The 12885-nt window shown below is 64.7% G+C and carries 14 protein-coding genes; 9 read left to right on the top strand and 5 right to left on the bottom strand.

Annotated features, from left to right (window positions below):
- Positions 1-3: 3 nt before the first annotated feature.
- Both glcE and glcF read left to right on the top strand, forming a co-directional pair.
- Positions 4-1059, top strand: coding sequence for a glycolate oxidase subunit GlcE (gene glcE, locus V7Q81_RS05170; RefSeq protein WP_333840858.1), 1056 nt, complete (start codon positions 4-6; stop codon positions 1057-1059).
- A 6-nt stretch (positions 1060-1065) separates the two neighbouring features.
- Entirely contained in the window at positions 1066-2295 is a 1230-nt protein-coding gene (gene glcF, locus V7Q81_RS05165) for a glycolate oxidase subunit GlcF (protein ID WP_333840857.1), read from the top strand.
- Positions 2296-2356: 61 nt separating this feature from the next.
- On the opposite strand, the gene V7Q81_RS05160 is transcribed toward glcF, so the two are convergent.
- The 4 genes from V7Q81_RS05160 to V7Q81_RS05145 all read right to left on the bottom strand — a co-directional run bounded on the left by V7Q81_RS05160 (position 2357) and on the right by V7Q81_RS05145 (position 5197).
- Positions 2357-3022 carry an energy-coupling factor ABC transporter permease gene (locus tag V7Q81_RS05160; protein ID WP_333840856.1) on the bottom strand — a complete coding sequence of 222 codons (666 nt, stop codon included), beginning with the start codon at positions 3020-3022 and terminating at the stop codon, positions 2357-2359.
- Positions 3023-3433: 411 nt separating this feature from the next.
- Entirely contained in the window at positions 3434-3655 is a 222-nt protein-coding gene (locus tag V7Q81_RS05155; protein WP_333840855.1) for a hypothetical protein, read from the bottom strand.
- A gap of 443 nt (positions 3656-4098) precedes the next feature.
- Positions 4099-4566, bottom strand: coding sequence for a YbhB/YbcL family Raf kinase inhibitor-like protein (locus V7Q81_RS05150; RefSeq protein WP_442954765.1), 468 nt, complete (start codon positions 4564-4566; stop codon positions 4099-4101).
- 127 nt (positions 4567-4693) lie between these two features.
- Complete coding sequence (locus tag V7Q81_RS05145) at positions 4694-5197, bottom strand: peroxiredoxin (RefSeq protein ID WP_333840854.1); 504 nt, start codon at positions 5195-5197, stop codon at positions 4694-4696.
- Between the two features lie 121 nt (positions 5198-5318).
- Between V7Q81_RS05145 and V7Q81_RS05140 the strand changes: the two genes are divergently transcribed.
- Positions 5319-5909, top strand: coding sequence for a DUF4202 domain-containing protein (locus V7Q81_RS05140; RefSeq protein WP_333840853.1), 591 nt, complete (start codon positions 5319-5321; stop codon positions 5907-5909).
- Here V7Q81_RS05140 and queG read toward each other — a convergent pair.
- On the bottom strand, positions 5898-6989 hold the full coding sequence (gene queG / locus V7Q81_RS05135; protein ID WP_333840852.1) for a tRNA epoxyqueuosine(34) reductase QueG: 1092 nt from the start codon (positions 6987-6989) through the stop codon (positions 5898-5900). The two genes, V7Q81_RS05140 and queG, sit on opposite strands and share 12 nt — an antisense overlap.
- 93 nt (positions 6990-7082) lie before the next feature.
- Here queG and tsaE point away from each other — a divergent pair, with 93 nt between their 5' ends.
- The 6 genes from tsaE to V7Q81_RS05105 all read left to right on the top strand — a co-directional run.
- Positions 7083-7484, top strand: coding sequence for a tRNA (adenosine(37)-N6)-threonylcarbamoyltransferase complex ATPase subunit type 1 TsaE (tsaE, locus tag V7Q81_RS05130; RefSeq protein WP_333840875.1), 402 nt, complete (start codon positions 7083-7085; stop codon positions 7482-7484).
- A complete protein-coding gene (locus V7Q81_RS05125) occupies positions 7481-8752 on the top strand; it encodes an N-acetylmuramoyl-L-alanine amidase (RefSeq protein WP_442954764.1) in 1272 nt (423 codons plus the stop codon). Before tsaE ends, V7Q81_RS05125 begins: the two co-directional genes overlap by 4 nt.
- A gap of 146 nt (positions 8753-8898) precedes the next feature.
- Positions 8899-9837 (top strand): mechanosensitive ion channel family protein, encoded by a 939-nt coding sequence (locus V7Q81_RS05120; RefSeq protein ID WP_333840851.1) that lies wholly within the window; start codon positions 8899-8901, stop codon positions 9835-9837.
- Positions 9834-10049: a hypothetical protein gene (locus V7Q81_RS05115; RefSeq protein WP_333840850.1), complete on the top strand. Its 216-nt coding sequence runs from the start codon at positions 9834-9836 to the stop codon at positions 10047-10049. Before V7Q81_RS05120 ends, V7Q81_RS05115 begins: the two co-directional genes overlap by 4 nt.
- Positions 10050-10078: 29 nt before the next feature.
- Entirely contained in the window at positions 10079-11866 is a 1788-nt protein-coding gene (locus V7Q81_RS05110; RefSeq protein WP_333840849.1) for an autotransporter assembly complex protein TamA, read from the top strand.
- Positions 11866-12885, top strand: a 1020-nt coding sequence (locus V7Q81_RS05105) for a hypothetical protein (protein ID WP_333840848.1), incomplete at its 3' end; no start/stop codon positions are given. The genes V7Q81_RS05110 and V7Q81_RS05105, both read left to right, overlap by 1 nt.

Here is a 12885-nt window from a genome sequence, read left to right as displayed (position 1 = left end):
GCCATGGACGAAACAATCCAAAGATTCGCGGAAACGATCCGGCGTGCGGCAGCCGAAAGCACCCCGCTCCATATCGTGGGCGGAAACACCAAGCGCTTCTACGGCGGTCCCGTGGCCGGCGAGGCTCTGCAGGTCGCTGCCTACCGGGGCATCGTGGACTACGAACCCTCCGAGCTAGTGCTCACCGCCCGCTGTGGGACGCCGCTCCGGGAGGTAGAGGCCACACTGGCACAGCAGGGGCAGATGTTGCCCTTCGAGCCTCCGCATTTCGGCGAAGGGGCGACCCTCGGCGGGTGCGTCGCCGCGGGTCTCTCAGGCCCTCGTCGTGCCACGAGTGGCGCGGTGCGCGATTATGTGCTGGGCGTGCGTATGCTGGACGGCCGCGGCACCGAACTCTCCTTCGGTGGGCGGGTAATGAAAAATGTGGCGGGCTACGACGTCTCGCGCCTAATGGCGGGATCCCTGGGAACCCTGGGCGTCATCCTAGAAGTGTCTCTCAAGGTCCTGCCCCGGCCCCGAGCCGAGTGCACCCTGCGCCTGGAAATGGACGAGGCGAAGGCCATCGAGACCATGAACGCCCTCGCCGGCAAGCCCTTACCCGTTTCCGCCACCTTCCATCACGAAGGCTTGCTCTGGATCCGCCTCTCAGGGTCGGAGAGCGCCATCCGCGCCGCTCGCTCGAAGATCGGCGGCGAGGAAGTAGCCGAGGGCGAGGCCTTCTGGACTTCCGTGCGGGAGCAGACCCATCCGTTCTTCACCTCCAGCCCCCGCTTGTGGCGGCTTTCGATCAAGACCACCAGCCCACCCCTTGGGCTCGGCCCACAAGCAATGGAGTGGGGCGGGGCCTTGCGCTGGATCGCCCAGGACGCACCGGCGGCGGAGATGCGGGCGGCGGCCCAACGTGCCGGTGGCCACGCCACCCTGTTCCGCGGCGCGGACGGGACGACCCCCGTATTCCACCCCCTGCCCGCGACCCTGGAGCGCATCCACCGGCGGCTCAAGCACGCTTTTGACCCGGCTGGGATCCTGAATCCCGGGCGGCTCTTCCCCGGCATGTGAACCCGAATGGAAACCCATCTCGCCGAATTCATACGTCATACACCGGAAGGCCGGGAAGCAGAGGCAATCCTGCGCGCCTGTACCCATTGTGGCTTTTGCACCGCCACCTGTCCTACCTATCAGCTCCTCGGTGACGAGCTGGACGGCCCGCGAGGTCGCATCTATCTCATGAAGCAGGTATTGGAAGGAGCGCCGGCAACGAAAAAGGTGCAACTCCACCTGGACCGCTGCCTCACCTGCCGCGCCTGCGAGACAACCTGCCCTTCGGGAGTCAAGTACGGTCGACTCGCCGACATCGGCCGCGCCGTCATCGAACGACAAGTGGACCGAACCCGATTCCAGCGGCTCGTGCGCGGCGCCCTCAGAACGGTGCTCCCCAGACCCTGGATATTCAATCCCTTGCTGCGGCTCGGGCAGCTTGTCCGGCCGCTCTTGCCCCCCGTTCTGCAAAAGAGCGTACCGATGCGCCAACTGCCAACGCCGTGCCCCACGCCGCGCCATTCTCGGCGAATGGTGGTCCTGGACGGCTGCGTGCAGCCTGGAATCGCCCCCAACATCAACGCCGCAGCCGCTCGCGTGCTGGACCGCTTGGGCATTTCCCTGGTGCGCGCAGGGCGACCCGCCTGTTGTGGCGCCGTCTCTTATCACCTAAATGCTCAGGAGGAAGGGCTCCACTACGCTCGCCGTCTGATCGATGCCTGGTGGCCTCATGTGGAACAGGGAGCGGAAGCCATCGTAATCACCGCCACCGGCTGCGGTGCCATGGTGGCCGAGTACGGCCATCTGCTGCGCCACGATCCAGGGTACGCGGCCAAGGCGGCCAGAGTCTCGGCGCTTGCCAAAGACGTGAGTCAGGTGATCACCGCGGAACGGGAGCGCATCGTCGAGCTTCTCGATGGAAAGCCTAGGCCCAAGCTCGCCTTCCATGCCCCATGCACGCTGCAGCACGCACTGAAGCTGCGGGGCGTGGTGGAAGAGCTTCTGCGCGGGGCAGGCTTCGACCTGACGCCCGTGCCCAATGCTCACCTGTGTTGCGGCTCGGCAGGCACTTACTCCCTCCTGCAGCCGGAGCTCTCGCAGCAACTATTGCGCAACAAAGTAGCGGCCCTCACCTCGGGCAAACCTGAGCTCATCGCCACCGCTAACATCGGCTGCCTCACCCACCTGAGCAGCGGTACGAATCTCCCCGTCAAACACTGGATTGAAGTGCTGGACGAGGCGATGGCGGCAGCCTGAAAAGGCCCACGCTCCAGCACATCGGCGCGGTCGCCTGGCCTCGGCTATCGCCGCCCCGCGTTCACTGTCCCCTGAGGTACCGGGTATCGTCGAAGGTACTTACCCATGCCGGCCGAAACACCGCCATCATGGCAATGAGCACGCCCGTAATCATGCCCTCCGGTACAGCCAGCAGGAAGAGCAAGGGAAAAAAACGGTCCGCAATGACCTCGAACGAATAGGCACCACCTAGCCACAACACGGCCCCCGTCGCGAGACTGGCGCTGATCATGGCCAGAGCGCTCCCCCAGTAGCCCGCCAAGAACACGTAAACGAAAAAGTTGGGGGGCAAGAAGCGCTCGCCCACTTTGAGGATCCAATGGCTTACCATCACTGGAATGATGCCCATGAGGAGGGCGTTCAAGGGATAACTCAGGACATCAGCATTGCCGTTGAGCGTGCTTGCCGCCAGCACCAAGCTCACGCCCATCACGGCGAGCCGCCAGCCGAACATGAGAGTGAGCAGCGTGGCACCCAAATAATGGTATTCAATCCCAGGCAGAAGAGGTGTCTTGATCCACCACAAAACCATCAATATCACACAAGTGCCGAGATAAGCGTTGAGCTTTGCGTGCTCCTTGAGCTGCGCCCACGGCCCCTGGCGGACCACAAACGCGAGGATCAACCCGTAAAGAATAGCCGCCACCCCATACCAATGCGTAGAAAGCAAACAAAAAGGGATGCTCATGCTTTAATTCCCCGCTGTACACTCTCGCCAATGGAAGCTGCCGGCCTGCTCGTTAAAGCGCGGGTGCTATTCGCGAGCTTGAAGCGGTTACCTACTTGCGGAACCGCACATTTTTCCCACGTTGGCGACCACATGTAGCCTCATGAAAATCGCTTTGACAACCGGTAGCGATTATATCTCGTCGTTGGGCCTAGCTTGCATCCCGGCTCTCGCCCGTGATGCACTAAGAATTTCCATTCGAAGATTGCTCTAATCAATCGTTGCAATGTGCTAACAGGAGACAAAGCACCACGGAGCGAAGCGGTTAAGAAAATTCCTGTCTTCGGCTTTAACATTCACTTGTTTACACTCCAATCAGCGGACGATCGGGCGACACATGCTGTCCCTAGCCGAGTCTTAATCCCTTCTTCATCAGGTCAAGCGTTCGAACATAGGGTACGGGCAGGTGCGGTACAGGAGGCAGGCTTCGCACCGCCGCTCGTGGGTCACGCACACCGCGCGCTTGAGCGCGTGCCCGAAGGCGCCACGCCAGGCGGAGCCCGCGAACTCCCCGAAAACGACGGGATTCTCAGCCTGAAACTCCAGCCGATAGTGCCCGATGGCCAGGTGCGGCCTGCTCGTCTGTGCTTCCATCCCCCCTCGCGCGATCGAGTGGTTGCCGGGCGCACCCAGATAGCGAGATGACGTCCGGCCCTTTCACCCTCCCGTTGGAGAAGAGGGCAACCTGCAGTAAATGGTTCGCCAAACCATTTACCGAAGATTCAATGTTTCACCCCCCATCGGTCTGCACGCTGGGGGCGAGATCTTGTTCTTTTATCTCAAGCGGGGTCGGGTCGCAATTATGGCAAGCTTGCCCCGCGAGAGAAACACTTTCTATGCCATGTGCTTGGCAGCACTCCTCGGGCCGTAGCGCTGACTCGGAAAGGCGGGGGTTGACGTTCGGTCAAGAACAATCGGTCCGCGGCAAAGGATGACAGCCTGCCTCGGTTTGCCGCAGCCGCCACCGCCTTTCGCCCGTTCGGGCGACTGTCCCACGCGCTACCGGGCTCTTCAGCGGGCCCGGCCGCACCCACGTCTCACCGTTGATAGGTGCCGATCAGCTCCGCGACGGCGAGCACATGGCCCTCCATGGCTTTTTCCAGTTGGGCCTTGGTGGGCCTCTTCAGATCCGGGAGCACCGTGTCTAGAGCGTAGAGCTTGTGAAAATAGCGATGGCGTCCGATAGGCGGGCACGGTCCGCCGTAGCCCGTGTGCTTCCAGTCGTTCAAGCCTTCCAGGGTGCCCGGCGGCAGTCGGGTGCCCACTGCCTCCGGCAGCCCGTTTGCGCTGGGCGGGATGTTGTAGAGCACCCAATGCACCCAGGTCATCTTGGGCGCCTGGGGGTCGGGGGCATCGGGGTCGTCCACGATCAAGGCGAGGCTCTTGGTACCGGCGGGAACGCCGGTCCAGGCAAGGGGTGGCGAGACGTCCTCCCCGTCGCAGGTGTATTTCTTTGGGATTCGCCCCTGATGGAAAAACGCGCTAGAGCTGAGTGTGAGCGTCATGGCAGTCTCCTCGGTACTCCCTGTCATGGCGGGAACAGCCAGCGCAGCGAGCAGGACAACGCCCGGCACGGCTGCCTGCCACCACGGGGACTTCATCGAACGGTCCGCGCCACGACCCGACGGCGGGTTACAGCTCGGCGAGCATGGCCTCGGCGCTCGAGACTTCGAATTTGCCCGGTTGTTCCACCTTGAGCTTTTTGACCACGCCGTCTTCCACCAGCATGGCATAGCGCTGGGAGCGGATGCCCATGTTGCGGGCCGTCAAGTCCATCTCCAGGCCTAGCTTGCGGGTGTAGTCTCCGTTGCCGTCGGCCAGCATGCGCACCTTGCCGAGGGTCTTCTGCTCCCGGGCCCAGGCGCCCATGACGAAAGCATCGTTCACCGAGATGCACCAGATCTCATCGATGCCCTTGCCCTTGAATCTTTCGTAGTGGGTGACGTAGCCGGGCACGTGCTTGGCCGAGCAGGTGGGGGTGAACGCCCCCGGCAGCCCGAAGATCACGATGCGCTTGCCTTTCACGAGGTCCGCGACGTTGAAGTGGTTGGGGCCGACGCTGCAGCCCGGCTGCTCGGTTTCCACGTATTCGGTGAGGATGCCCTCGGGAAGGCGATCGCCGACTTGGATGGGCATGGGCTTCTCCTTTGTTTTGATCGCGATGCTTTTCATCTTAGCGCCACCGCCGCCCCCTTTCCACCCGGGCCGCCCGCCGTACAATGATGGGCCAGGTTGCAACCGTCTCTTGTGTGCCCCCATGCCTTCTGCCCATTTCCAACGCGCTCTGGCGCTGATCGAGGCCATCCATCGGGAAGATCCCCATATCGAAACGGTGGACGGCGTCCCGTGGCCAGGCGAAGCCCTCTACGCCGAGCGCGTGAGCGCCTGGGTGGAGCGGCTCGAGCCGCAGGCTTCCGAGCCGCTCAGGCTGGCAGCACGCTGCCAGCATTTGCAGCGCTGGGCGATCCCTCGAGAGAGCTACCCTACGGGCTGGGCCGGCTACCATCAGTGGCGGGCCGCCCAGGCCCAGGCCCACGCCCGGCTGGCGGGGGCGCTCCTCAAGGAAGCGGGCTATGACGAGCCGATGATCGCTCGGGTGCAATCCCTGATCCGCAAGGAACGGCTGCGCCGGGACGCGGAAGCCCAGTGCCTGGAGGATGCCGCGTGCCTCACGTTCCTGGAACATGCCCTGCCGGAGTTCGCCCGCCGCCATGACGAAGCCCAGGTGGTCGACATCCTGCGCAAGACCTGGAACAAAATGTCGCCCAGAGCACGGGAGCAGGCGCTGGCGCTCGAACTAGCACCGCCGGTGCGCGCCCTGGTGGAGCGGGCGCTCTCAAGCGGCTGAGCGCTGGTGCCGATGGCGCGCCAAGGCCCAGGCCACGTGGGTTCGCACCAGGGCCGAGGGATGGTCGCGCCGGGCCTCCAGCGCCGCCACCACCTCCGGCGTGGTGGCGGCATTGCCCAGGGCCACCGCGATGTTGCGCAGCCATCGCTCGTAGCCGAGGCGCCGGATGGGGCTACCGGCGAAGCGCTCGAGGAATTCCGCCTCGCTCCAGTGAAAGAGCGCCACGAGGCTCACGTCATCCAGCCCGTTTCTCACAGCAAAGTCCGGCTCCCCGGACGTCTGGGCGAAGCGGGTCCAGGGGCAGACGAGCTGGCAGTCGTCGCAACCGTAGATCCGATTGCCCATGAGGGGACGCAAGGCCTCGGGAATCTCCCCCTTATGCTCGATGGTCAAGTAGGAGATGCAGCGGCGCGCGTCGATCCGGTAAGGCGCAATGATCGCCTGGGTGGGACAAGCGTCCAGGCAGCGGGTACAGGTGCCGCAGTGGTCCGGCTCGGGCGGGTCGGGGGGAAGGGGAAGATTGGTGTAGAGCTCGCCCAGGAAGAACCAAGAACCCGCATCGCGGGCTAGGAGCAGGGTATGCTTGCCGCGCCACCCCACGCCGGCCTGGACGGCGAGCTCCACTTCCATCACCGGAGCGCTATCGGCGAAGGCCCGCCAAGCAAAGCCCGCCACGTGCCGGGCGATCAACCGGGCAAGCCGGACGAGGCGGTGGCGCACCACCTTGTGGTAGTCCCGCCCCAGGGCGTAGCGGGACACAAAGGCGCGCAGGGAATCCCCCAGCACGGACTCGCTCTCCCGCGCCCCGGGGGGCAGATAATTCATCCGGGCGCTGATCACCGACACGGTGCCAGGCACGAGGGCCGCTGGGCGGCTGCGCTTGACCCCATGGCGTGCCATATAATCCATGTCGCCGTGGTAGCCATGGGCAAGCCACTCCAGAAGCCGCGCTTCGGCTTCCTCCAGGTGGGCTTGCGCGATGCCCACGTGCTGAAACCCCAGCGCGCGGCCCCAGCCCTTGATGGCCCGGGCGAGGGCTGCGCCTTCGAGCCGCACGCTGCCTAGGGTGTCGCCGTGCATACTTCCCATCATACCGGGGACGGAGCCTTTTTTTCCTGCCTCTTGCCCGACGAGGCGGCAACCCTTGCCTTGGGCGAAGCGCTCGCTCCTTGCATGGCACCGGGCCTGCGCCTGTACCTGGGGGGTGATCTGGGCGCCGGCAAAACCACCCTGGTGCGGGGGTTGCTGCGGGCCCTCGGGTATCGGGGAAAAGTGAAAAGCCCGACCTTTACCCTGGTTGAACCTTATGCTATCTCTAACTTAGACTTTTATCATTTTGATTTTTATCGCTTCGATGATCCGGCAGAGTGGGAGCAGGCAGGGTTTCGCGATTACTTCCATCCCCGCTCGGTGTGCGTGGTGGAATGGCCCGAGAAAGCGGGCGGGCTTCTGCCGCCCCCCGACCTGGACATCCGGATCGCCTTTCGAGACTCGGGCCGAATCGTCCACATCAGCGCCCATACGCCCCTAGGTGAACGGTGCATCGAACGATTGAACACGCGCTCCACCGACTGAAACGCTCCCTGGGCACTCGCCTGCGTGGCCTTGTCACCGCTGCCCTACCGCTACTTCTCTGCCTAGCCGCCTTCGCCCGGGCGGCCGAGGTGCCCGTGACCGCGGTGCGGGTGTGGCCGGCCGAAGAATACACCCGGGTCACCCTGGAACTGCCGGCCCAGGTGGCTTATACCGTGTTCACCCTGGAGAATCCCGACCGTCTGGTGATCGACCTGGAAGGCGTGGAGCTCTCCCCCGCGTTGACGGCCCTGCCCGACAAGGTCACGGCAGAGGACCCCTACATTCGAGCCATCCGGGTCGGCCGGTTCAAGCCGGGGACCGTGCGGGTCGTGCTGGATCTAAAGCAGCAAGTCAACCCCCAGGCATTTCCCCTGCGGCCCATCGGCGAATACGGACACCGGTTGGTGGTGGACGTCTACCCTCTCACTCCCGTCGATCCCCTCATGGCGCTGGTGATGAAACGAGAGTTGGCCGCGCCGGCGCCCGGTCGCGGCGAGCAACGGTCCCCCGGCGCCGGAGCCCCGGAGCCGAAGCGGCTCATCACCGTCGCCATCGACGCCGGCCACGGAGGTGAAGACCCGGGCGCCCGCGGCCGGCGCGGAACCCTGGAGAAGGACGTGACGCTCGCCATCGCCCGTAAGCTGAAAGCCCTGGTGGACAAAGAAGAGAACCTGCAAGCCGCCATGATCCGCGACGGCGATTACTACATTCCCCTGCACTTGCGAGTGGCCAAGGCGCGCAAGGTCAACGCGGATCTCTTCGTGTCGATCCACGCCGATGCCTTCATCAAGCCCCATGCCCGGGGCTCCTCGGTGTTCGCCCTGTCCGAGCGGGGCGCCACCTCGGCCGCGGCCCAATGGCTGGCAAAGCAGGAAAACGACGCCGACCTGATCGGCGGCGTGAATCTCAACGTGCCCGACCCCTACCTCAAGCAAACCCTGCTGGATCTGTCCCAGACCGCCACCATCGCCGACAGCCTCAAGCTGGGCCGGGCGGTGCTCGCCGAGCTGGGCGGTATCAATGCGCTACACAAGGAAGAGGTGGAACAGGCAGGATTCGCGGTGCTCAAGGCGCCGGACATTCCTTCCATCCTGGTGGAGACAGCCTTCATCAGTAACCCGGAAGAGGAGCTCAAGCTGCGGGACGAAGCCTACCAGGACAAAATGGCCCGGGCGATCCTCGCGGGGATCAAGCGCTACCTCGCCCAAAATCCGCCCATGGCTCGCCCGAAGCTTGCCCAAAGCGAGGCGCAAACCCGGGAGCGCTGAGAGCCGGAGCGGGCCGCGTTGGGTTTCGCGGCAAAAGACGTTATCCTAAGAAACTCTGCGCCACGCGGGCGGCCTGGCTGCCTGTCGCCCCTTTGCCGCGGCCGGCGCTCATCCCTTGTTCCGTCGCCTCACGTCGCCAATACGCCATGAACAAATTCTCGGAAAACTTCGCTCTGGAATGGAAGGAATTGCTCCCCTACCTCCAGGATGGCGTGCGCATCCTGCTGATCCTGGTCATGGCCTGGATCGTTCTCGGCCTTGCACGCCGGGCGATCCGCCTCTTCCGTGCGCGCATGAGCGCGCGCGCCGCCGACGTGGAGGAGCTAAAGCGCATTGAGACTTTGAGCCGTGCCTTTCGCTACCTCGTCTCCGTGGTGGTGTGGGTGGTGGCCGGCATGCTGATCCTCTCGGCGCTCGGCATCTCCATCGCCCCGATCCTCGCCACCGCCGGGGTGGCGGGCATTGCCATCGGCTTCGCCGCTCAGAGCCTGGTCAAGGACTATTTCACCGGCTTCATCATGCTGACGGAGAACCAGGTTCGGGTAGGCGACGTGGTCAATGTCGCCGGCATCGGAGGACTGGTGGAGGAGGTCACCCTGCGCTACGTGCGGCTACGCGACTATAACGGGAACGTCCACTTCGTGCCGAACGGGGCGATTTCTACCGTCACTAACATGAGCCGAGAGTTCGCTCAAGCGGTCATCGATATCGGCGTCGCCTACCGGGAGAATGTGGACGAGGTATTCGAGGTGATGCGCGAGGTGGCCAAAGCGATGCGTGGGGACTCGATTTTCGGCCCGAAGATCCTGGAGGACTTGGAAATCGCCGGGGTCGAGAACTGGGCCGATTCCGCAGTGGTCATCCGCTGCCGCTTCAAGGTGGCGCCGCTCGAACAATGGACGGTGCGCCGCGAGTACCTGCGGCGCCTGAAGCGCGCCTTCGACGAACGGGGAATCGAGATCCCCTACCCCCACCTCACCGTCTACGCGGGGCAGGACAAGCAGGGCCGGGCGCCGGCCTTTCCCCTACGCTGCCTCGACCGTGCCGAGCCGCAGCCCACGGGCGCCAGCGCGAGTGACCAATGAGGACGGTGCGGCTGCTGCGGCTTCTGTTGGAGGTCTACGGCGCGGCCTTCCTGTTGGTGATCGCAGTGGGACTCGTCCAGGGCTACTTTCCCCATCGTGCTTTCCTGGAGCTGGGCGCGGTGCGCTTCTACCTCCTTCTCGCGCTCGCCTTCATCGCCTGGGCGGCCCTTGCGGTGCTGGCGGTACGGCGTGACCGTGCGCCTCGCCTTTGAAAGTCAGCCGAAGCACAAGGGGCAAGGCCATGGCGATGCCTGCCTTTCGCACCCGGGCCCGTGCGATGCGACTCGGCTGCGCTTGGTTCGCGCTTTTGTCCATGCTCATGATCGCCCCGGTGCGAGCCCAGACGAGCCAGCCCGAGTTTTCGGTGGAGATCGAGGCGCCACCGCAGATCAAGGCCCTGCTGGAGCGCCACCTGAGGATCCAGCAGCTCGCCGCTCAGCCGGACATGCGCCGGGGCCGCTTCCTCGCCTTGTACCAGGGCGCCGATGCCCAGATCCGGGAGCTGTTGGCGACGGAAGGCTATTTCTCGCCTCGTGTCGAAGCCGCCCTCGATCAGATGCCTGAGCGCTGGAGGGCGCGGTTCCGGGTCGATCCAGGGGAGCCTTCCCTCATCCGCTCGGTGGATATCCGCTTCAGCGGCCCCATCACCGAGGAGCGCTGGGATAACCTCAAACGCATGGCGGAGCTACGGGAGCGCTGGCCCTTAAAGCCAGGAATGCGCTTCCGGCAGCAGCTGTGGGACCAGGGCAAGCAGACGTTGCTGATCGGTCTTGCCAACGAACGGTACGCAGCAGCCGAGATCGCGCAGAGCGAAGCCCGGGTGCATCCGGAGGAGCGCGCCGTCGACCTCACCGTGGTGGCCGACAGCGGCCCGCCCTTCACTTTCGGGCCCCTGGTGGTGGAGGGGCTTTCCCGCTACCCCGAGAGCCTGGTGCGAAACTTGAACCGCCTCGCCCCCGGTACCCCCTACAGCGAGAAAGCGCTCACCGATTTGCAGGAAGATCTGCTCGGCACCGGCTACTTCGCCTCGGTCTTGGTCAGCGCCGACATCGACCGGGAGCATCCGGAGCACGCCCCCATCCGGGTCACCGTGGTGGAACAGCCATCCAAGAAGCTGCGCCTCGCCATTGGATTCAGCACTGACGTGGGGGCCAACGGGGAGATCGCCTACACCGACCGCAACATTTTGGACCGGGCCTGGAGCTGGACTTCGGGGCTCAAGCTCGCCCAGAAGGAGCAGGTGGCAGGCACGGACCTTGCCCTTCCCCCCGCGCCCGACGGCTACCGCTATGGCGGAAGCCTGCAATGGCAGCGCACCGACATCCAGAACGAGGTCACCACCACTCTAGGCGCGTTCCTGCGCCGCTTCAAGAGCACCCGAGAGAAGGACTCGGAGCTTTCCCTGGGCCTTCTCACCCAGAGCAAACGGATCAGTGGTATCCCGGCCGACAGCTTGATAGCCCTACCCCTCCAGTACAGCTGGACCCAGCGCAAAGTGGATAACCTGGTGGATCCCCGTGCCGGTTGGATCCTCAACTGGCAAGGCACCGCCGCCTCCAAGGCAGTACTCTCAGACGCGGACTTCGCCCGGGGTTACGCGAAAGCCATGGGCTTCGTGCCGGTGGGCCGGCGCGATACCCTGGTGTTGCGTGGGGAAGCGGGGGCGGTCTACGCCCCCCAGCCGCGCAAGGTCCCGTCCCAGTACCTGTTCCGCGCAGGTGGCTCCAACTCCATCCGCGGCTACGCCTTCCAGAGCATCGGGGAGCAGGTGGGGGACGCAGTGACCGGCGCCCGGGTGCTAGGAGTGGTCAGCGGAGAATACGTCCACCTGCTGACCGAGCGGTGGGGCATTTCCGCTTTCATCGACGCAGGCGATGCCACCGACCGGTTCAACAACTTCGACTTCAAGCTGGGCTATGGCGTCGGCGTGCGCTGGAAAAGCCCAGTGGGTCCTTTAGCGCTAGACCTGGCCTACGGGCAGGCCACTGAGGAATTTCGTCTTCATTTCCTGGCGGGCTTCGTGTTCTGATGAAACGTTTGCAGTGGGGTTGGGCGCTCGGGATCGCGGCGGCCTCGCTGGTGGGCGCGGCGGCCCTCCTCCTATGGCTCGGGGGGCGAGAGGCTACCCTCGCGTGGATCGCCGAGCGCCTGAGCGCCGCAAGCGGTGGCACGCTCACCATCGAAGGGGCCAAGGGTTCCCTCTACGGTCCCATGACCTTCGACAGGATCGCTTACCGGAGCCCGGACTTCACGGTGAGCGCCGAACGGATTTCCTTCCACTGGCATCCCCTCGCTCTCGCGCGGCTCAAGTTTCGGGTGGAAGCGCTGTCGATGGGCACGCTGAAAGTAGCGCACGTTCCAAAAGAAGCGCCTCCCGCCTTGCCAACGCGCCTCACCTTTCCCCTGGCGGTGATCCTCGAGCAGGCGACGCTCGAGCGAATCGAGATCCAAGAAGGCGCTGAGCCGCTGGTCGTCACCTCCGTTTCCCTCAGCTTCGAAAGCGATGGCAAGCGGCACCGGTGGCGGCTCACGCAAGCCCTCACCCCCTGGGCTCGGATGGAAGGCGAAGGTGCGCTGGAAGGGACGGCCCCGTTTCGGTTGGAAGCGTCGGTGCGCTTGAACGAGCTTCGTCTTGCCCATCTCGACGCGGCCACGGTGCATGCGTCGGGTGATCTGCAGAGGTTTCTGCTCACCGTGACTCCCGAAGCCGTCTGGGGCCAGGGAACACTCCAGGCGAGCATTTCACCCTTCGAGGAGCACCCGCTGCGCCGCTTGGCCGGGGAGTTCCACGAGCTGGACCTGTCCCGACTGAACCCTTCCTGGCCGGCGACCCGGGCCGAACTGCGCTTTGCGCTGGAAGGGGCGGACAAAGAGCTTGAAGGTTCGGTGGAGGCGCTCAACCACGTACCGGGGCCCTTGGACCGCAACCGCCTCCCCCTCTCCCGGCTCGTGGCCCGTCTGACGATCCATGACGGAAACATAAGCGCTCAGCTGCCCGTCATCGTCTTGGGACGCGCCGGGGAAGCGAGCGGGGGGGGCCGCTGGGAC

This window comes from Pelomicrobium sp. (assembly GCF_036803785.1).
Lineage (GTDB): Bacteria > Pseudomonadota > Gammaproteobacteria > Burkholderiales > UBA6910 > Pelomicrobium.
Note: the sequence above shows the minus strand (reverse complement) of the source record. Positions and strands in the feature narration are given on the sequence as shown.

What these genes read in the sequence shown, in the direction of transcription:
- glcE (WP_333840858.1), top strand. Translation starts at nt 4, where the DNA reads ATGGACGAAACAATCCAAAGATTCGCGGAAACGATCCGGCGTGCGGCA.
- V7Q81_RS05110 (WP_333840849.1), top strand. Translation starts at nt 10,079, where the DNA reads ATGGCGATGCCTGCCTTTCGCACCCGGGCCCGTGCGATGCGACTCGGC.
- queG (WP_333840852.1), bottom strand. Translation starts at nt 6,989, where the DNA reads ATGCACGGCGACACCCTAGGCAGCGTGCGGCTCGAAGGCGCAGCCCTC.
- V7Q81_RS05120 (WP_333840851.1), top strand. Translation starts at nt 8,899, where the DNA reads ATGAACAAATTCTCGGAAAACTTCGCTCTGGAATGGAAGGAATTGCTC.
- V7Q81_RS05150 (WP_442954765.1), bottom strand. Translation starts at nt 4,566, where the DNA reads ATGACGCTCACACTCAGCTCTAGCGCGTTTTTCCATCAGGGGCGAATC.
- V7Q81_RS05115 (WP_333840850.1), top strand. Translation starts at nt 9,834, where the DNA reads ATGAGGACGGTGCGGCTGCTGCGGCTTCTGTTGGAGGTCTACGGCGCG.
- V7Q81_RS05155 (WP_333840855.1), bottom strand. Translation starts at nt 3,655, where the DNA reads ATGGAAGCACAGACGAGCAGGCCGCACCTGGCCATCGGGCACTATCGG.
- V7Q81_RS05145 (WP_333840854.1), bottom strand. Translation starts at nt 5,197, where the DNA reads ATGCCCATCCAAGTCGGCGATCGCCTTCCCGAGGGCATCCTCACCGAA.
- glcF (WP_333840857.1), top strand. Translation starts at nt 1,066, where the DNA reads ATGGAAACCCATCTCGCCGAATTCATACGTCATACACCGGAAGGCCGG.
- tsaE (WP_333840875.1), top strand. Translation starts at nt 7,083, where the DNA reads ATGGCACCGGGCCTGCGCCTGTACCTGGGGGGTGATCTGGGCGCCGGC.
- V7Q81_RS05160 (WP_333840856.1), bottom strand. Translation starts at nt 3,022, where the DNA reads ATGAGCATCCCTTTTTGTTTGCTTTCTACGCATTGGTATGGGGTGGCG.
- V7Q81_RS05140 (WP_333840853.1), top strand. Translation starts at nt 5,319, where the DNA reads ATGCCTTCTGCCCATTTCCAACGCGCTCTGGCGCTGATCGAGGCCATC.